Annotated in this window: 16 protein-coding genes; 6 read left to right on the top strand and 10 right to left on the bottom strand. The window is 55.8% G+C overall.

Annotation, left to right across the window (positions count from 1 at the left end):
* Positions 1–2: 2 nt before the first annotated feature.
* Genes DOLE_RS15995 through DOLE_RS16005 form a run of 3 tightly spaced genes read left to right on the top strand, consistent with a single transcriptional unit; the run spans position 3 to position 2610 of the window.
* Positions 3–863, top strand: a complete 861-nt coding sequence (locus DOLE_RS15995; protein ID WP_012176522.1) for a shikimate dehydrogenase — start codon at positions 3–5, stop codon at positions 861–863.
* Positions 860–1384: a shikimate kinase gene (locus DOLE_RS16000; RefSeq protein WP_012176523.1), complete on the top strand. Its 525-nt coding sequence runs from the start codon at positions 860–862 to the stop codon at positions 1382–1384. The genes DOLE_RS15995 and DOLE_RS16000 overlap by 4 nt, the downstream gene beginning before the upstream one ends.
* On the top strand, positions 1381–2610 hold the full coding sequence (locus DOLE_RS16005) for a hypothetical protein (RefSeq protein WP_012176524.1): 1230 nt from the start codon (positions 1381–1383) through the stop codon (positions 2608–2610). The genes DOLE_RS16000 and DOLE_RS16005 overlap by 4 nt, the downstream gene beginning before the upstream one ends.
* A gap of 470 nt (positions 2611–3080) precedes the next feature.
* On the opposite strand, the gene DOLE_RS16010 is transcribed toward DOLE_RS16005, so the two are convergent.
* From DOLE_RS16010 to DOLE_RS16025, 4 genes are all read right to left on the bottom strand, one after another.
* Complete coding sequence (locus DOLE_RS16010) at positions 3081–4490, bottom strand: hypothetical protein (protein WP_012176525.1); 1410 nt, start codon at positions 4488–4490, stop codon at positions 3081–3083.
* Positions 4487–6319, bottom strand: a complete 1833-nt coding sequence (locus tag DOLE_RS16015) for a glycosyltransferase family 39 protein (RefSeq protein ID WP_012176526.1) — start codon at positions 6317–6319, stop codon at positions 4487–4489. Before DOLE_RS16015 ends, DOLE_RS16010 begins: the two co-directional genes overlap by 4 nt.
* Positions 6316–7050 (bottom strand): polyprenol monophosphomannose synthase, encoded by a 735-nt coding sequence (locus tag DOLE_RS16020; RefSeq protein WP_012176527.1) that lies wholly within the window; start codon positions 7048–7050, stop codon positions 6316–6318. Before DOLE_RS16020 ends, DOLE_RS16015 begins: the two co-directional genes overlap by 4 nt.
* A gap of 76 nt (positions 7051–7126) precedes the next feature.
* Positions 7127–8080 (bottom strand): tetratricopeptide repeat protein, encoded by a 954-nt coding sequence (locus tag DOLE_RS16025; RefSeq protein WP_052294320.1) that lies wholly within the window; start codon positions 8078–8080, stop codon positions 7127–7129.
* Positions 8081–8382: 302 nt separating this feature from the next.
* On the opposite strand from DOLE_RS16025, the gene DOLE_RS16030 reads away from it, so the two are divergent.
* Positions 8383–10017 (top strand): TolB family protein, encoded by a 1635-nt coding sequence (locus DOLE_RS16030; protein ID WP_012176529.1) that lies wholly within the window; start codon positions 8383–8385, stop codon positions 10015–10017.
* Between the two features lie 363 nt (positions 10018–10380).
* Positions 10381–12027: a PD40 domain-containing protein gene (locus DOLE_RS16035; RefSeq protein ID WP_012176530.1), complete on the top strand. Its 1647-nt coding sequence runs from the start codon at positions 10381–10383 to the stop codon at positions 12025–12027.
* Positions 12028–12121: 94 nt separating this feature from the next.
* On the opposite strand, the gene DOLE_RS16040 is transcribed toward DOLE_RS16035, so the two are convergent.
* A complete protein-coding gene (locus DOLE_RS16040) occupies positions 12122–12829 on the bottom strand; it encodes a glycosyltransferase family 2 protein (RefSeq protein ID WP_012176531.1) in 708 nt (235 codons plus the stop codon).
* Between the two features lie 283 nt (positions 12830–13112).
* Here DOLE_RS16040 and DOLE_RS16045 point away from each other — a divergent pair, with 283 nt between their 5' ends.
* Positions 13113–14291 (top strand): 4Fe-4S dicluster domain-containing protein, encoded by a 1179-nt coding sequence (locus DOLE_RS16045; RefSeq protein ID WP_012176532.1) that lies wholly within the window; start codon positions 13113–13115, stop codon positions 14289–14291.
* A 146-nt stretch (positions 14292–14437) separates the two neighbouring features.
* Here DOLE_RS16045 and DOLE_RS16050 read toward each other — a convergent pair whose 3' ends face one another.
* From DOLE_RS16050 to DOLE_RS16070, 5 genes are all read right to left on the bottom strand, one after another.
* Positions 14438–14665 carry a hypothetical protein gene (locus tag DOLE_RS16050; RefSeq protein ID WP_041280651.1) on the bottom strand — a complete coding sequence of 76 codons (228 nt, stop codon included), beginning with the start codon at positions 14663–14665 and terminating at the stop codon, positions 14438–14440.
* 95 nt (positions 14666–14760) lie between these two features.
* Positions 14761–15309, bottom strand: a complete 549-nt coding sequence (locus DOLE_RS16055; RefSeq protein WP_012176533.1) for a hypothetical protein — start codon at positions 15307–15309, stop codon at positions 14761–14763.
* Entirely contained in the window at positions 15306–16685 is a 1380-nt protein-coding gene (locus DOLE_RS16060) for a vWA domain-containing protein (protein ID WP_012176534.1), read from the bottom strand. The genes DOLE_RS16055 and DOLE_RS16060 overlap by 4 nt, the downstream gene beginning before the upstream one ends.
* Complete coding sequence (locus tag DOLE_RS16065) at positions 16682–17845, bottom strand: hypothetical protein (protein ID WP_012176535.1); 1164 nt, start codon at positions 17843–17845, stop codon at positions 16682–16684. Before DOLE_RS16065 ends, DOLE_RS16060 begins: the two co-directional genes overlap by 4 nt.
* A gap of 74 nt (positions 17846–17919) precedes the next feature.
* On the bottom strand, positions 17920–19626 hold the full coding sequence (locus DOLE_RS16070) for an acyl-CoA dehydrogenase family protein (protein WP_012176536.1): 1707 nt from the start codon (positions 19624–19626) through the stop codon (positions 17920–17922).
* Positions 19627–19801: the final 175 nt, after the last annotated feature.

Genomic DNA, 19801 nt, shown 5'->3' on the forward strand with positions numbered 1-19801 from the left:
ACATGCACTCTGTTGACACAGCAACCCGGCTGTGCGCGGTCATCGGCAACCCGGTGGAACACAGCCTGTCCCCGGCCATTCACAACGCCGCCTTTGCCGCCCGGAACCTTAATTTTGTCTATGTCGCCTTTCGGGTGAATGATGTGGGCCCGGCCCTGGCCGGCATGCGGGCCCTTGAAAACTTCCGGGGCATGAGCATCACCATTCCCCACAAGATCTCGGCCATCGGCCATGTGGATGAGATCACGGACCTGGACCGGGCCATGGGCGCCATCAACACCGTGGTCAATGAAAAGGGCCGGCTGACCGGCTCCAACACCGACGGCCCCGGCGCGTTAAAAGCCCTTAAAAATGCCGGGGTGGAAACATCCGGCAAAACCGTTCTGATGCTGGGGGCCGGCGGCGTGGCCCGGGCCATTGCCTTTACCCTGGCATGGCAGGCCGACATTGCCGAACTCGTGCTGCTGGACATCGACAGTGCCCTGCGGGAACAGCTCTCGTCGGACCTGAAAAACGGAACGTCCGCCACCATCACTGCCGCAGGCTTTGAGAATAAAGCCCTGGCCCATGCCATGGCCCGGGCCGATATCGTGATTCACTGCACCCCCGTTGGCATGCATCCCAAAACCGATGCCTCCCTGGTGCCGCCCGACCTGTTCCGGCCCGGCATGGCGGTGTTTGACGTGGTTTACAACCCCCTGGAAACAAAACTGCTGACCGAGGCCGCTGCCTTTGGCCTGAAAACCGTCTCCGGGGTGGAGCTGTTTGTGAACCAGGCCGTGCTTCAGTTTGAAAAATTCACCGGCGAAACCGGGCCGGCGGATGTGATGCGCCGGGTGGTCATGGAGCATCTGAAGTCATGAACATTGTACTGATCGGCTACCGGGGCACCGGCAAAAGCGAAGTGGGTGCCATACTTTCCCGGCAACTGGACATGCCCTGTATCGGCATGGACGCCGAAATCGTCAGACGGGCCGGGTGTTCCATCCCGGAAATCGTGGTAAAACAGGGATGGCCGGGGTTTCGGGACGCAGAGGCGGCCCTGGCCCTTGAACTGGCCGGCCGGGATAACCTGATCATCGACACCGGCGGCGGTGTGATTGAACGGCCGGAAAACATAACGGCCCTCAAGAAAAACGGACAGGTCTTCTGGCTCACCGCTTCCGTCGACACCATTGTGTCACGCATTCAGACCGACACCCAGCGGCCTTCCCTGACAGCGGACAAAAGCTTTACCGACGAGGTGGCCGGGGTGCTGGCCCGCCGGATCCCCCTCTACCGGGCCGCGGCCCATCATGAAATCGCCACCGACGGTCTTTCTCCGGCCCGAGTGGCCGACACCATTGTCTCCCTGCTGCAAGAAGGCTCCGGCCGGCCGGCATGAACGCAACGACCCGCATAAAAGCATATCTCCCGGCCCTGGCTGTGGGCCTGCTGTTTTTTGCCATCCACTTTTTGCTGATCTTTCATCATGTTTATGTGGATGCGTCACAGAAAGGCGCCCGTATATCCCCCGGCCGGCACCTGGAATTTCCCCGGCCCTGGCACAACTGGCTTGACCTGAACCGATGGGACGCGGGCCACTATGAAAATATCATTGTCAACGGCTACAGGAACGCCGCGCAACCGCACACCCCCCGGCCGACGATCCAGTGGTATCCGGGCTACCCCCTGCTGGCAAAGTCCCTGTGCGCCATAACCGGCGCAAAACCCACCCTGGTCTTTTCCGGCCTGTCGGTGGTGTTTACCCTGGCCTTCTGGCTGGTACTCTGGTCCCCCGGCATGACGGCCCATTTTGGCAGAAAAACCATCCTGCTCGTCAGCCTGCTGATCCTTTGCTGGCCGGGGAGCTTTATCTGGTTTGCCGGCATGACCGAGCCCCTGGTGGCCCTTCTGCTCGTCCTGATCCTTTATCTCTGGGTCACCCGCCGGCCGGCATGGATCTTTCCGGTCCTGGGCCTTGCCACCTTTACCAAGCAGCCCTTTGTGCCGGCGGCCCTGGTCATTATTCTGCTCGACCGCCTGGCAAATGGCCGCAAAATCCTGGCCAGCCTTAGCCTGCTGCTGATTTCAGTTTCAGGCTTCATCGCCTTCGGTGCCTACACCTTTTTTTGTTTCGGCGACTTTTTTGCCTCCAGCACCATGGCTTCCAAAGCCTTTGGCATCCTTGTCAACCCCTTTTCCCTGGTCGATCTTGCCAATTACGCCCGTCACATTGACACCCTCAACGGCGCCGTGGCCGCGGCCACGGTCCTGTTTCTTCTGGCATGGGGGCTGAAGCTGGCCGCCCCGAAGCAGACCGGCCCCTTTCTGAAAGCCCTTTTTTTCCGAAATCCGGCACCGGTCTCAACCGAACTCTTCCTCTGGTCCGTGGCCCTGGCCTACACCGCGTTTGTGGTGCTGGGCTCGGCCTACAACCAGACCTTGCCCTTCATGTCCATGCTGCGGTACCAGAGCGTCAATGTTTGTCTGTTTTTTCTTCTTGCGATCCTTCTGCGGCCGGTGGTCGGATGGAAGCTGATGCTGATGGTGGTGCCCCTGGCGTGGATCGGGATTTACTGGCAGAATGTGCTGACCGTGAACTACTGGTTGTGGAAGTGGGTTGCATAAGCCCGGATATTTCACTCTTTCCTTATCATCCAGATCGGTATCGGTATCGGTATCGAATTTCAAAAAAACGCCGGACCGGATCGATTTCGATAGCGATCCCGATTTCGATCGGCGGATGCCACGGGCCAGACGACAGCTTACCCGTGCTTCGTTTCCGGACTAATGTTCACGGGCAACCTGCGGTTTGCCAGGAGCGCCGCACCCCAGTGCGGCGACCCAAAAGAACGGACGGCACATCAATAAACTTTAGTGCTCCGCGCGATTTTTCCGTACCCGTCATTGCCCAACCTGATTGGAAAATCCAGCATAAAATAAATTCAAATGCCTTTTACTTTTCCCGTTTGCACTCGGCTGCGCTGCAATGGGCGATAACCACGCAGTTGTAAAAATTTCATGCGGTCAGAAGCAACAAGCATCCCTGCCGTTTGACACAAAAATCGTAAAAAAAACCATTTGTGGATGGAAACTTTCTATTTTGTGGAATAGCGGGAATAAGCCCGGTCCAGGACAATCATCAACCCCACAAACAGCAGCGGCCAGGCGATGACCCCGGCCATGGGTGGCAGGCCGAACATCATGGTCAGGAGATTATTCGGGTTGAACCGGCCGGCGGTAAATTCCGGAACAATGATTGAAAAAAACGGATTGGAAACAGCCGGGTCGGCCAGAAAGGCCACTGTGGATTTGGCCATCCAGCTCATTCCCACCCCGGCGGCGGCAATGCTGTAGAACCACAGCAGCGGCTGCTTTGTCCGGGACACCCACACCACCCCTTCATAAATCAGCAGAACGGCAACGGGAATCAGGTGCCGGGGGCCATAGGCGTAGCCGCCGTCCCACATGTAGTAGGAAGAAAACAGCAGCACAAAACAGACTGAAAACCAGGCGGTGTAGTCAAGAGCCACCGTCCCGAGTTGCTTTTCCTTCCGCCACAGGAACACAACCAGGACCACCGCGAGAAAAGGCGCAAAAAACAACAGCCCCCGGTAGGGAGAGACCAGCAGGTGCCAGAGCGCCTCCGGTTGAGGCAGGCCAAAACCCAGGTTTTGCCGCATGGGGGCAAACCCCTCGTGGCTCACATGGCTGTAAGGCATGGAAAAAGGACTGCCGGTGATGATAAAGACATAAAAACTGTTTGCCAGCAGGCCCGGTAAAAACCCGCCCACAAAGGCCGCTGCCTTTTTTACGCTCTTTTCCCGGACAACAATCAGGACCGCCCACAGGGGAAGGGCAAGGCCCACCGGGTATTCGGCCAGAAAGGCGGCCCCCAGCAGCAGGCCGGCATAAAAATGGGGCCGTCCCCGCTTTAGCAGTATGCAGGACAGCAGCAGCAACAGGGCTGCCAGCAGGTGGCCAAAAAAGGCGCCGGCATAGACAAACACAAAAGAACCGTAAAAAGGCAGGCAGACCAGCCACACGGGAGAGACTGAGGGGTTTACGCGCCTCACCATCCAGGCGGCGGCCGTCAGAATGAGTACAAACGGCAGGGAGCCGCACATCAGGCTGCCGGTCGCATAGGCCCAGAACCCTGGAAACACGAACGTGTCATTATAAACGGGCCGGTGGCCTTGGGTATAGGCCCGGGAATAGGCCGGATAACGGTCCGGCCCCAGATGCTCAAGCCCGGAAAGCCTTGCCATCCCGTAAAACGGCAGCGTGATAAAGGTGGAAAGCGGGGCCTTGTCCGAATAGTAATGGCCGTTGATCCGGCTTTTATCAAGGGTGTACTTCTCGTAGCGGTCAATCTTCAGGGTGCCCTGCTCAAAAAGGGTGATCATGGGAATGGCACGGGACCCCGGATTGTGTGTAAGCCAGGTGTCAATGAAAAAGGCGGACAGCCCAAGATTTGCCACGATAAAAAGCGCAAAAAACTTTTTCACTGCATGGCCCCGTAAAAAGAGGAGACATACTCGAACACGGCATACTCCCGGTCGGCAAGGCCCCGGTCTATATCCCAGTAAAGCCGGAACAGCTTCATGCGCAGCTGCCGCTGACCGTAGTTGATGTCGAGCGACTTTTTATATGCATCAATAGCCTCATCCACCCGGCCCTGCCTCAGCAGCAGATCGCCCAGGGCCTCGTACTTCTGGGCCGCGGCCAGGGAGGTGTCCGGCACCTTGTCAATATAAACCGCCGCTTTTTCAAAATCGCCATGGTCCGCGTAGTAACCGGCCAGGGCCAGGTTGGCGAAGGCCGAATAAGGCTGGCAGAGCGCCGCTGACCGCTCCCAGAACACAAGAGCCTCGGCCTGCCGATCTTTGGATGCCAGGTTGGAGGCATGCACATTCAGGTAGGCGGTAAAATCCTTGTCGCCGGGCACGGGCACAAAGGCCAGAACAAAAAAGAAAGTGGCGGCAGCGATATAAGCCCCTGCTGTTTTAAACGAGCCCTGGCGCAGAGCGGACACCAGCCAGCCAAGGCCCAGAACCGCAAAAGGAATCAGCACCACCATCACGGGCAGGCGAATACGAACGTTGGAAAAGAAAATGACCATGGTGGCGCCGTAGGCCAGGCAGACCAGGGCCGCCAGTGCCTTTTTGCGATCCGTAAACCCCAGCATCACCAGGCCGGCCATACCCAGGGGCAGGACCAGCCCGATGGACAGAAGCGGCCATCTGAGAAATGAAATATAGTCCTTTAAAAAACCCAGGTGGTGATTGTCCGCCGACTCGTAACGGTTGAAGGCGGCCAGCACCTTGACCCCGATTTTCCGGGCAAAGGCGGCCGGGTTTTCCATTGCAAACCGCTTGACCTCCCCTGTCCAGTAGGCTGACGCCTCCCGGGGGGAGAGCTTTTCCCCCTGGCGGCGGCTGGCCTCGATCACAAACCCGATGGCCTGCTGCGTTGCATTGGATGTGGCAAACCGTACCGGCCGGTAATAAGGGAAAGGATTGTCCGGATTGTTTGCGATATAAAGGTTGAACCCGCCGGCAGGGGTGACGGCAAACGCGCCGGTCATCTTATAGTCCCGCACCACAAAGGGTAAGACCGCCACGGCAAATCCCAGAACAAAGCCGGCCAGAACAGCCGGCCAGGTACGCACCGGCACCCGGTCCCGGAAGCACGCCCATGCCGCGCAGGCCAGGGCCACCGGCATCATGACAACGGCGTTGGACCGCACATTGATCAGCAGGGCCATGATCACACCGGTCAGAATCGCCCAGGCCCAGGTATGTCGAAGCGGTTTTTGTTTTTCTTCCGACACCGCGTCCATCAGCACCAGGCAGGCATACACAAAAGCGGAAAACAGAAAAACCGAGAGCGCGGTCTTGTGCAGCACCACGGAGAAAAAGACAAGGGGCGCATACAGGGCCGCAACCATGCCTGAGAAAAGGCCCACCCGGGCCCCGCCCATGCGTCGGCCGACCAGAACAATCATCATACAGGTCCCGGTGCCCAGGGCCATGTTCAGCAGACGGATATAAAACGGGTCCGGGGCAAACAGGGTATAAACCGCGGCCATGATATAGGCGGGAAGGGGCGCAAAATCGGGCACGCTCAGGGTGCCGAACTCGCCGGAAGCCATTCGAACGGCCCAGGTGTGGTAAACCTGCTCGTCAAACAGCAGAAAATCGGCGTAAAGGCTTTTCTGAAAACTCAACAGCGCAAAAATTCGAACCGCCAGGGCCACAGCCCCGACCAGGCCGGCGGCCAGCCAGGGGCGATTCTTAAAAACCGTTTTCAACTGCATGGCGGTGGTTGCGTTCATCGGCCCGACATCCTCAGTTTGGCAACTACCTTATACGTGGCGATCAGTTCCGAAAAATTAAACTTTGATTTTTCCCGTTGCCGGGGGGCGAACGCAATGGGAATCTCCACCACGGTCCGGGCAAGAGCAAGGGTTTTATACAGCAGATCCACCTTGTAGGCAAACCGGTCTAAAGCCATCAGGCCGCTTAAGTCGATCCGGTCCAGAACCCCGGCCACCCGGGTCAGCCGAAACCCGGTGGTCAGGTCGTGAATCGCGTCAAGCCCCAGCATGCGCCGGGCAAACCGGTTGCCTGCCACGCTGATAAACTTCCGGTGCCAGGCCCACTGGTCCGGAATGGCGCCGCCGGCCATAAAACGCGAACCGATCACGTAGTCGGCGCCTTTTTCAAAGGCCGTTGCCATGTCGATCAGGTAACGCGGATCGTGCTGAAAGTCGGCGTCCATCTCCACCACGGCATCAGCGGAAAGCTGGTCCATGGCAAAAGAAAAACCTCTTACATACGCATGGCCGAGCCCTCTTCTTTCGCCGGTTGAAAGATGAAGCCGTTCATGAACCGTCATCCGATCCGTCACAATCCGGCCGGTGCCGTCCGGAGAGGTGTCGTCGGCCACCACCAGGTGCATATCGAAGCCGTCCATCGCCGGAAATATCGTTTCGAACAGGACGTCGATCATTTTCCCGATATTGGCCGCCTCGTTGTAGGTGGGCATGACTACCGCGATCCGCATATGCACCTGTCGTGTTCAGAAAAATTCTGTTCCAGGCCGATATAGCCGATATATGAAGTCGGCCGGTTGGTTCTGTTTACTCTCCGGGGGCGGAAGCCGGCTGCTCCAGTATGTTCAGCAGGTCCTGATAAAGGGGATTATTCGGAAAAAGGCCCACCGCCTTGACCGCGTTGGCCAGGGCCTTTTCCCGGTTTCCGGTCAGCTGATACACCCGGGCACGGTTATAATAAGCGGTATGGTAGCTGGGATAAAATTCGATGGCCTTGTCCAGATCGGCCAGTGCCCCGGTGTAGTCACCAGCCTGGGCGCGGACCGATCCCCGGCCGCTTAAGGCCTCGGCCATGCGGGGAAAAATCGAAAGGGCCTTGTCATAGGCGGCCATGGCCCGGTCCGGCTGCCCCTTCTCCATCCATGCCGAAGCCAGGTTGTTATACGCCCAGGCAAACCCCGGATTTTCGGCAAGAGCCGCGGTAAAGTCGGCAATGGCCTTATCTGGATCTCCCTTTTCCAGCCAGGTCACGCCCCTGGCGTTGTAAAACTCGGCGGCCCGGTCCGGCCGCATCTGAATGGCCCGGGAGTGGTCGGCCAGGGCGCCGATAAAATCACCTGTTTTTCGTAAGGCCACGCCCCGATTGTTGTAGGCATCGGCAAAATCCGGGGCCAGCTCAACGGCCCTGTCCAGGTCGGCCAGGGCCTTATCCATCTGGCCCATGTCGCAAAAAGCCTTGCCTCTTCCGTTATAGGACTCGGGAAAATCAGGATTAATGGCCAGTGCCCGGTTGTAGTCTGCAACGGCGCCTTCATAATCGCCCAGATCCCAGCGGGCCGCGGCCCGGTTGTTGTAAGCCGGAGCAAAGTCGGGCGAAAGGTCCAGTACTCGGGTAAAGGCTTCCACCGCCTTGTCGTACTGTCCGGCCTGTACACTGGCCATGCCCGCGTCAAACCACCCCTGAACGCTCCTGTCTCTGCTGTCGTCACAGCCCACGGCAACCGCGGCCAGCATTATACCAAGGACAAAAATTTTTCTCATTACGATCCGCCTGTAACTGTTTTTCCTTCATATTGTTGATTTTTTTAAAGCTTTGGCTCCGTGACCGAAGCAGCTTGTAACATATCCGGGCCGGATTTCCTGTATTTAACGGGCTGATCATATTACAGGACCGGATATTTATCAACGGCCGGCCCGTTTACCGGGAAACGGCCTTCCGGCGCGATCCCCTCCGCCAAACAGGACCGAAACAGCTTGAATAATTTCTCTGCCGCCTGTATTATTACTGAATAAAATTTTAAAGCATGAATATCAATTTTCTTAAGGTTTGTAAGGAGTAAACCATGACATCATTTGGGAAAATGGCTCGACTGGCGATGACAACCACCCTTTTTGCCCTGCTGGTGGTGGGCCAGAATGCAGTGGCCGGCGTTGTGGCTGAAGGCAGCGCCACCCTGGAGAGCCTTCACACCGACGGCACCCAGGGCAACGATTACAGCGACATGACCTCAATTTCAGCCGACGGCCGGTTTATCGCCTTTGAATCGTCCGCCACCACCCTGGTGGACACCACGACCTACGCCGAATATAACATTCTGCTGCGGGACACGGCAGAAGGCGTCACTACCCTGATAAGTGTTACCCCTGCCGGCTATGGAGCAAACAACAGTTCCCGAAACCCCGCTATCAGCGGGGACGGCCGGTATGTAGCTTTTGACTCCCAGGCCACCAACCTGACAGGTCAAGTCACAGGGGACTACCAGATATTTATGCGCGACACCGTTGCCGGCACCACCCAACTGATCAGCCCCAACTATGGAGGCGTTGATACCGGTGCTCCCTATGGCTATGGCGGAGGCGGACGAAGCGGACGCCCGTCTGTCAGCTTTGACGGCCGGTATGTGGCCTTCTATTCTGATGCCGCCAACCTGACGGCCGACAGCGACACTTTCGGCAGTCAGGATGTGTTTATCCGGGACACCCAGACCGGCACCACCACCCGAATTATGGCCTATGGCGGAGCACAGCCTGACGCCGGCGTGACCTCCCCGGCCATCTCCGGGGATGGTTTGGCAGTGGCCTTTCAGTCTGACGCCACCAACCTGCTGGCAGCCGACAACCCGGATGGATCATATGTTAATATTTTTGTTTACGACACCGCCTCCGGCGTCATCGAGATGATCAGCCGGGCCTATGGCAGCGCCATGGCCGAATTTGATGACCCCACCTATGGCGCGAACGGTACTTGCAGACGCCCCTCCATCAGCTACGGGGGCCGGTACGTGGCCTTTGAGTCATATGCCACTAACCTGGTCGACGGCGGCAGCACCGGAAATCAGGTGTTCGTATACGACCGGACCACCGGTGACATGGTGATCGCCAGCGCTGTTGACGGCGGCACCGCCTGGGGCAACAGCACCAGCGAAACCCCAGCCATCTCCTCCGACGGCCGGTATGTGGCATTCAGATCTACTGCATCAAATCTTGTCGATTTTGAAAACGCCGGCGTTGCCGGCGCCTATCTGCGGGATACCGTGGAAAACAAGACCACCCTGATGTCCAGAAGAGACAACATTGTGGCCGGGTATGACGCTGACGCCGTCTACGGCGCAGCCATGACCTACTGGCCGGCGGTCAGCGCCGGCGGCATGTATGTGACCTTTGGCTCCGACGAAGACACCCTTGTGGCCGGGGATGAAAACAGCGAAAGGGATATATTTCGCGTTCTCTATGATACCGACGGTGACGGCATCGCCGATTCGGACAGCGATGGCGATGGTACGCCGGACTGCACGGATCTCTGCCCGGATGATCCGAACAAGATCGATCCCGGGGCCTGCGGGTGCGGTGTTGCCGACACCGACGCCGACGGCAACGGCATTGCCGACTGCCTGGAAGACGACGAGCCCGAGCCGGCGCCACGTCTGCCTGACACCGACATCGGCCCGGATTGTTTCATCTCGACGCTTGTTTTTTAAAAAATACCTGCCCGACTGAATACAAAGGCGGGGCTAAAAAGCCCCGCCTTTTTTGTCCTTTCTTCATCAGCCACCGGCGGTCCCCGGCACACCCTTATGCCTTCCCGCACATGCTTAATCGGAGCCGGCCAGCTCCACCATGCTTTTTGCGATCACCGCCAGCAGCGACACGATCTCACTCACCTCAAACTGTATGTCCGCATCGGTGAGAAACACCATCTCCTTTTACGCAGCGGTAACGTCTGTAAAAACAGCGGCCACTGAATGAAAAAGATTGCATTTGCCCCTCATCCCCCATAGTATCGACAAGCATTTTACAGGCATCTTTGGTTTTATCGTCATGTTTCAAGGAGTAACGCTATTATGGGATCAAAAAAATCAATTCGACTGGTACTGACTGCACTCCTTTTTGCGCTGCTGCTGTTCCCTGCGCAGAACGCCATGGCCGGGACGGTGGCCGAGGGCAGCGCCACCCTGGAAAGCCTTCACACCGACAGCACCCAGGGAGACGGTGACAGCTACAGGCCGTCGATTTCCGCGGATGGCCGGTATATCGCCTTTGAGTCCGAGGCATCCACCCTGGTGGATGGGGATATCAACGATTCTAAGGATATTTTTCTGCGGGACACCACTGAGGGTACCACCACGCTGGTGAGCGTGGCTGCCTCCTATGGCGCCCCCTACGGCTATGGCGCGGATCTTGGTTCCTCCAGCTCCGCCATCAGCGGCGACGGCCAGTATGTGGCCTTTGATTCTAACGCCACCAACCTGGTTGCCGGCGGCACTTACGGCCAGCAGGTGTTTGTCCGCGACACAGTTGGCGGCACAACAGCCCTGGTCAGTCCCAACTATGGCGGCACTTACGGAGCTCACGGCTATGGCGCCAACGGCAACAGTGCTTATCCGTCCATCAGCTTTGGAGGGCGGTATGTGGCCTTCCAATCCTATGCCACCAACCTGACCGACGACGGCGCCACGAGTTATAGCGCCATCTTTATCCGCGACACTCAGGAAGGCGCCACCACCCGGATCATGGCCTATGGCGGGGCACAACCCGACAACAATTCCTACTACCCGGCCATCTCCGGAGACGGTTCGGCCGTGGGCTTTCAGTCCAGGGCCAGCAACCTGCTTGAAGCAAACAACCCTGATACGGGGGACCAAAACATCTATGTTTACGACACCGCTTCCGGCGCCATTGAGCTGATCAGCCGGGCCTATGGAAGCGCCTTGTCTGAAGAGATCACTCCCACTTATGGGGCGAATGGCGGCTGCGACAACCCGGTCATCAGCTACGGCGGCCGTTACGTGGCATTTTACTCCTATGCCACCAACCTGGTCTATGGCGGCAGTAACGGAGAGTATCAGGTTTATGTATATGACCGGACCTCCGGTGAAATGGTGGTGGCCAGTGCCGAGGATGGAGGAACAAGTGAAGGAAATAACACATCAGATAGGCCCTCCATCTCGCCCGACGGCCGGTATGTGGCCTTTAGATCCCAAGCCACCAACCTTGTTACGGATGTAACTGAATATACCAGCTCCGACTATCTTGTCTTTCTGCGCGACACTGTGGATCAAAAAACGACACTCATCTCCAGGATAGACAATACCGTGGGCGGATACGAGGCCGGCGTATACGGCGGCGGCATCAACAATGCCCCTTCGGTCAGCGACTGCGGCATGTATGTGGCTTTTGGCGCAGCCGGCAGCTACTTTGTGGAGGGTGACACAAACGGGAACAGCGACATTTTCCGGGTACTCAACGATACCGACGGCGACGGCATTGGTGATATGGATACCGACGGCGACGGCACGCCCGACTGCGTGGACCTCTGCCCGGATGATCCGGACAAGATCGAGCCCGGGGCCTGCGGGTGCGGTGTTGCCGACACCGACGCCGACGGCAACGGCATTGCCGACTGCCTGGAAGACGACGAGGAACCGGCGCCACGTCTGCCTGACACCGACATCGGCCCGGATTGTTTCATCTCGACCCTTGTTTTTTAAAAAATCCCTGCTCGACTGAATACAAAGGCGGGGCCAAAAAGCCCCGCCTTTTTTGTCCTTTCTTCATCAGCCGGCGGCTGTCCCCGGCACGCCCTTATGCCTTCCTGCACATGCTTAATCGCAGCCGGACCAGTTCCACCATGCTTTTTGCGATCACGGCCGGGTTGGCGCCCGTGGGCGTACCGGCGGTTCTGGGCCGGTGGCCGTGCACCGGCACATTCACAACCGCAAACCCGGCCCGCCGGGCCCGAATCAAAAACTCGGCGCTGAACATGGCGCCCTGGCTTTTGATGTCGTTTCTCAGGGCGTCAATCACGGCCTTACGCATCAGTTTGAAGGCGCAGTTGATGTCCCGGGCGCTTTTTCCAAAAAACAGGGTGACCAGCATGTGCCATCCCTGGGCATACAAACATCGAACAAAGGGATCCCGCCGGGGGTATCTGTAACCGGCGGCAATGTCGGCCCGGCCCATCACGGCCAGCAGAACAATAATCTCACCCACGTCAAACTGCATGTCCGCGTCGGTGAGAAACACCAGTTCCTTTTGCGCGGCGGCAAAGCCCGTGAGCATGGCGGCCCCGGACCCCCGGTTTTGTTCATGCCGAATCAGCTGAATACGGGAATTTTCGGCCGCCTGCTTTTGCACAATGGCCGCGGTCCGGTCACTGCTGCCGTCATCTACCACCAGAATCTCGTAGTCGAACCCGTTGGTGGTCATGACATTCACCACATGATCCAGCATGGGGCCGATCAGGGCCTCTTCGTTGTAAGCGGGAAGCACAATGGAAACAGACGGATTCATGAGGTAAGTGTATGCCACAATCCCCGGGTTCTCACAACAGAAAAGGGCCTGCAGATACAACCGTCCCGTTTATGGATTTCTGGTTGACGCGCCCGACCCGGCCCGCACAAACGGTCTGCGGATTTAAAAAACACACAGAAGAAAAACCGCTTTTCTCTGAAAATTTACATGTTGCATGAAAAACATTTAACTTGACAGAACAACACCATAAGTGCAAAGTACAACTTACCACTTTTCATAAAGCACTCTTTCAATCATCCTTTACGCAGAAACAGGGGGCGACATGAAGCAGGCGGCACTCTCGCTAAAAGACAAGCTGGTTGAATTGCGAAAATGGGAGAAAACCTATAAAGCCCTTCAGAAGCACCTGGATAAACAGCCGATGGGTTACCCGGGCACATTTTCCGGGGTGGAACGGCGGATCCTCAAAGCCATGTTCAGCCTTGACGAGGCCCGGCTGGCAATGCATATGGAATGCTGGCAATTTGAAACAGCGGATGCAATTTTCAACAAAGCCGGCGAAGTATTGGGAATGACATTGGACGAGGTAGCCGGCCGACTCTCTGCAATGGAAAAAAAGGGCGCCATATTTGCCAAAAAAGTGGAAGGCGTGTGGCAGTACGCGTTGCATCCCATCATCATCGGCATGTATGAAATGCAGGTTAAGTGGATGACCCCCGGCCTTTACCTGGATCTCCGGGAATATGCGACCAAAATGCTTGGCATCGAATACCTGACCACGGCCATCCCCCAGGTACGGGTCGTTCCGGTGGGCAAAAGCATTACCCCGGAACACAGCATCGCCACCTATGATGAAATCAGAAACATCATCGAAAGAACAGACAGGGACATCTGTATGGCCGAATGTATCTGCCGCAAAGGCAAAGCCATGCTGGGAGAACCATGCAAGGCAACGGACAGGCTGGAAGCCTGTCTGGGGTTCGGTGATTTTGGCGATATGTATAAACGGAATGGCTGGGCCCGTACCATTACCAAAGAGGAAGCCCTGGAGCGCCTGGACCAAGCGGAAAAAGAGGGGCTTGTGATACAACCCGCCAATGAAATAAACCCGGAGTATATTTGCCTCTGCTGCGGCTGCTGCTGCGGCATTCTGGAGATGATGAGCACCATGCCCCGGCCTGCGGATTTCGCGGCCAGCAACTATTTTGTCGCACTTGACGAGACGTTGTGTAACGGCTGCGGTAAATGTGTGCGCCGGTGCCAGATGAACGCCTTTGTGGTGAAGGACAAAATGGCGGTCCTGAATATCGACAAATGCATCGGGTGCGGCCTGTGCGTGACCACCTGCAAGACCGGCGCCCTGAAACTGGTGAAAAAAGAAGTTGAAACCGTGCCACCGAAAAACACCGAGGAAATGTTTCAACGCATCATGGCCGGGAAAAAGGGCACTGTCGGCAAGCTTTTGACCGCGACCAAAGGAGCTTTGGGTTTGAAGCCTTAAGCAGTTAAGCGCATACAGTCAGTGCTCACCGACAGCGACGGAGGGCGGCTGCGGTTTATCACAGAAAGAGTGTGCGGAAAGGATACTCGCAGTCGCCGGTTTTCAGCAGGCGCCCAAACCCACGGCCAAAATCAAAAGAAAAAGGATCAGCCGGAAAAAATTTCGGCAACCACGTCATTGACCTGGGAAAGTGTCATGCGCCCTTTTTCCACCAGGATTTCTCCAATTAAACGGTGCGCATTATTCCGAATGTCTTCTTCCACCTGTGTTTTCAGACCATCAATCAGATCTTCAGGGGCAATATATCCTTTTTCAATGGCTATGATGCCAAACCGTTTATCATAATGTTCGACTTTGCCTGATTTATCAGCCATGCATTCATCTCCTTTTTCAAAAACGGATCCCTGTCATCCAGAATCAGATGTAAAAAGCAAGAGCCTTTTGTGTTTCATTTTTTCTGGCACTGCCGTTAACCGGCATCATCCTTTATCCTGCCCTGTTTCCATATTTCCGCCAGGGCCGTCCGCCATTTTTCATTTTCAAAGGCCCGGCCCCGCCAGTGCTCCCCCTCTTTTACTTCTGACTCAAGAACTTTCCAGGCCGCTGGATAATCAAACGCTTTCCACATGGCACCGGCCCGGAAAAGATACTCGCAGTCCCCGGTTTTCAGCAGGCATTCAACCCCCCTGTGAAAGTCAAACTGTTTCCAGTAAGCACCGGCATAAAATATATATTTCGGGTCCCCGGTTGCAAGCAGAACTCTTTGCCCCGCCTCGTAATCAAACTGTTTCCATTCCAATCCGGCATGGTAGATGAATTTTCCGCTGTTGAGCCGTGCAAGCGCGGCCAGCCCGTTTTTAAAATCAAAGTCCGGCCACAGCCGGCCGGCCCGGAAAACATACTCGGCATCGCCCAGTGCAGCCAGATCGGCCAGGCCCTGAGCATAATCAAAATCCCTGACGGTTTTTCCCGTCTCATAGATACGCCGGGCATCACTGGTTTCTTCTGTTTTGCTCATGATGTTTCCGTTATATCCATCACGCTTCCAAAGGGCGGGTTAAAAAACTGCCTGCGGTTGCCGGATATGACCCAGAGCGTTGGAGAATAGGGGGCAAGGGCGTTCAGATCATAGATCTCTCCATCGGTGATCACAACCAGGGCCCCGGTACGGTTTTTCATATAAACATTAAACAGAGGCGCGAAAAACGTGGCCCCCCTGCTGCCGGTTTTGATGTGCCGCCAGTCACCCTTCTGATACAGATAGTGGCCTGATTCGCCATTCACCGGGCGTGCCGCTTCATGTTGCCGGGGAACGAAAAGGTCCTGGTCGATGCATAACAGGTTGACCTGAAAATCAGACGTGAGTTCTTCCACGGCACCGAAGGCGGCCTCCAACTCACCGGGATGGGCGGTCATTGATCCGGAAACGTCCACCACAATGGTGATCAGCGGCCTGTTTTTCAGATACCGCCCCGGCGCATAAATCCCGGCGTCAAAAAACCGCCGGTTGGGCCGGGCAAATGAATAATCCCAGCGGCTGGTCCGGCACATGCGGTCGGCGATGGACCGGACGGTCTTTTTCCATTTCAGATCCCGGGCCGGCACCGGTTGTCTGATCAGCCGGCTGAGGTCTGAATAGAGCCGCTCACCCCTGCATTCGTCGTGGTTTCTGACAAAACCCAGTATCCGCTCCGCGCCGGCCCTGGCCTGTTGGTGAGCATTCTCGGTGCTGAACAGATGAATACCCGTAGGCAGAGGCGCGCCGTTACCATCAACAAATTGTATGCCTTCCGGCGGCAGGGCCTTGTCCGGATCCCGGTTGCCGCTCTCCCACGGCTCTGCACCTGGCAAGGGTCCGGCTGCCGGACGGTTTTCCCCATGTCGTTCGCCCCTGTCCTGGTGCCGGGCCAGAAGCCATAAATAAACCGCCTCCCAGGTCACGTCAAAAATTTCGGTCCGGCCCACTCTTTTGCCAAAGGCCGCGGGGATTTCGGGCAGACCCGGCGGCAGGGCCAGAAAGGCCCGTGCCCCCTCGTCTTTTCTGGAAAAAAATGTTCTTGCATGCCCCTTGAGGTATGAATTGATGACCATGTCCTGGGCCAGGTTACGGAAATGGACATTCTGGCCGGATCGCCCCCGATGCGCGTGGTTCAGCACAATGTGAAGCATTTCATGAATCAGCAACCCAATCAGGTGATCGGCCGGGGTGTTTAACACAAACGGCTGATTGTAAAACAGGACAAACCGCCGCGACGATACCGCCAGGGCCAGTGTCGGAACATTTTCACTGCCGACCAGGGAGACGGCCTGATAAAAATAGGAGGCAAAGCGGCTTTGCCGCCATAATTGTGATAACACGTCATCCCATTTATCAATGACAGACGTCCCGGTCATGCACTCTCCAGCAGTTCTGAAACCTGTCGGTCGATCCTTTCGGCCAGGGCTTTGTCTTCCATAAGATGCAAAGCCGATGGGATCTGCGTAAACACAGCACACGTCTTGATCAGCTGATACACAAAAGACAGACGCATGTCCGCCCTCAAGTGACTGACAAAGGACAGGATGTTGGCCAGCGTGCGCAGGTCACCTGCCTGCAAGTCAGATCCGGCTGCGATCTTCATGTCCCGCAATGTATTTAAGGCGCCGGTCAGGGCCCATAAAACGTCTTCCGGACTGACCTGGTTGTTTTTCATGGCCGCCAGCTTTACGGGATCGCCATCAAGGACCTCCTGAGTGGTCAGTTGCCGGGGGCAGGTCAGCTGAAGGACAAAGTCATCGCTGGCCACCCGGCCCACAAGGGCGCTGATCATTTTTTCAAGCGAGGAGAGCGGATGGGTCGACAGGTAGGCGACCAGTGCCTCGTGGGTGTGCAGTCCATAGGACAGGCCCAGAGCCTGGGACACCTGGTGCCAGCCCCGGGGATTGGGATGGATATGATTTTCATCCCAGAGCCTTTCCGGATACTGGCTGATGTATCTCATGACCGACGGGTGTATCTTTTCCGTGTAAGCCCAATGCAGCCAGCTTTGCGCGTCCGGTTTCAGATGAAAAATGGCCAGTCGCCCGTCCAGGGCCGCATCATCAAACCGGGTGATGGTGGTGCTGTCGGTTTCACCTAAATTGCCGGCCAGGACAATAAACGTCCTGTCAGCCAGCCGGTGCTCACCGCAGATTTTTTCAGTGATAATCTGAAACAGGGTCTGAATAACCGTGGGATGGGCCCGGTTGGCTTCATCCAGAAACCAGAGGATGCCGTCGAGGCCCTCCGGCACATGGTCCGGCGGAATAAACCCCGGACGGTAATAGATCATTCTTTTGGCTTCGTGGTCGGGAACCGGGTATCCGCCGAGGTCAATGTTTTCCTTGAAGGCCAGACGCGTGTCGATAAAAAGAAAGTTCTTCTTTTTGGCCGTCTGCCGGACGACATCCGATTTACCGATACCGGGGTGCCCCACGATCTTGACGGCAAAGTTGATGGTGGCATCCGCGTCAAGGTAATGCTCCAGGAGTTCCTTGAGTTCCGGGACATCAACGCTGACTGGGTCTTTTCTCATTTGTCCCTCACAGAACAAATAAGGCGGAAGTATTGAACCCCCGCCTTATTCAAATATTTTACACCGCCATCGAATCAGGGATTCATATGGTAAGCGTCAACAAGAGAATAAACGTGTTTTTCAAGTACCCGGGCAAACTGGTCGTTGTCAATTACGGGGCTCTTGATGATTTTCAGGGCCTGGTCTTTCTGGGCCTGGGTTGACGTGGGTTTACCGTGAATGTCCACCGCGTATTTTGAAAAATCGCGAACAAACACGTCAAAAATCTGGTTCAAAAGCTCGTTATCGATCTTTTCGATGGCGGCGCTTTCGATAATCAGCTGGCCATAAGCCACCAGGGTAAACATTTCACCGACACCCAGGAGAAAATCAAAGTCGTTCATCATCTGGTCTTTGAGTTCCATGCCCGAGATCATCAGCCAATCGGCAAAGGTCTTTATCTGCTCTTTAAACACGTTGATGTTGGGCAGGTCGACGCTGTTATAGGCGATGTTGTAATCATGAAACTGAATTTTGCCGTATCCCCGGGTGGTGCCCTGCTGAAACAGGTAATCATCGTTTTCAGGTCCGTTGAGTCTCGGTATTTCCGGGTATTCCTTGGGATTGAAGAAAAAGTTGGGCAGCAGCTTGGCAATCAGGGCCATATTCACATGACGGGTTCCTTCCAGCTTGGGAAAGCCCTTCAATTCCACCACGGCCTGGGAAAAATAGTTGTCTTTTTCAAACCCCTTGGCGGCGATAATATCCCACAGCATCTCGTGGACCTCTTCTCCCTGGATGGCCACCTTCATTTTCATGATTGGATTGTAGAGCATGTATCGCTTGTCTTCGGCCGACGCGGCCCGCATATAATCGGTGGCCCTGAGACCGAAAAGTTTCATGCCCGCCAGGCGGCAGAAGGAGTCCATGAAGAGCCGCTTGACATGGGGAAATTCGGTGACAAACTTGCCGTAAACATTTCTATGGGCGGCATGGTTGATGGCTTCATAAAAAGAGTGGGTCACAATACCGGTGGCACCGGAACCGATGTTGAACTTGCAGATATTGATGGTGTTGAGCATGTCATCCCAGGCCTTGGGGCCCCGGGCGGAAATATCGGCATCGGTGATGGGATAGTCGTGAAGGATAAACTCGGAAACAAAGTTCTGGGCCTTTATCACGTTCTGAACACATTCAAATTTTTCATGGTGGGAATCGACCACGAAAAATACATAATCGTCGGTACCGGCGATCTTGCCGAAAACCGTAATGGTAGAAGCCTCGTTACCGTTGCCGATATAATACTTTGTCCCTCTGGCAAGATAGGTCCCGTCATCCTGGGGATACAGTTTCATTTCTGAAGAGTAAATATCCGCGCCATGCTCTTTTTCCGACAGCCCGAAGGCGCACAGGGGGTTTTCTCTCAACTGCTGAACGGCCCGGTGTTTCAGCTCCTCGTTGTCCCCGAGAAAAACCGGGTCCAACCCCAGAGTGGATACATGATACATGTACCAGTAGGCCGCGCCGTAAAAACCGGTGATTTCGGAAAATTCATACATGCGGTAGGTGCTGTAATACTGGTCATCGTCTCCATAGCCTTTGGGGAGAAACAGGGTCTCAAAAATTCTCTCTTTTTTGCAGAACTCGGCAAAGTCATGGGTGAATTCAAAGGAGAAGGTGTCCTCCTTCATTTTTTTCATCCCCTTGTTTTCAAAAAACGCGATGGTCTTGAGCATAATCTCTTTTGACCGTTCGTCAGGGTAGTTTCTGTCCTGGTATTTTTTGGGGTTCAGCAACAGCATGGCAGGCTCCTTCTACGTATAGGGATATTAGTGCGGATTCTGATGGACGTCACAAAGAATGGTTCATATACATCAAATCCAAAATATATAAATAAAATATGAAGAACTCCTAAAAATCTATTTGGGATGGCAAAGTAAAAAGTTCAAGATCAAGGCGTCGCAAATCCCGAGGAAT

Origin of the sequence: Desulfosudis oleivorans Hxd3, from assembly GCF_000018405.1 — a bacterium.
Taxonomy (GTDB): domain Bacteria; phylum Desulfobacterota; class Desulfobacteria; order Desulfobacterales; family Desulfosudaceae; genus Desulfosudis; species Desulfosudis oleivorans.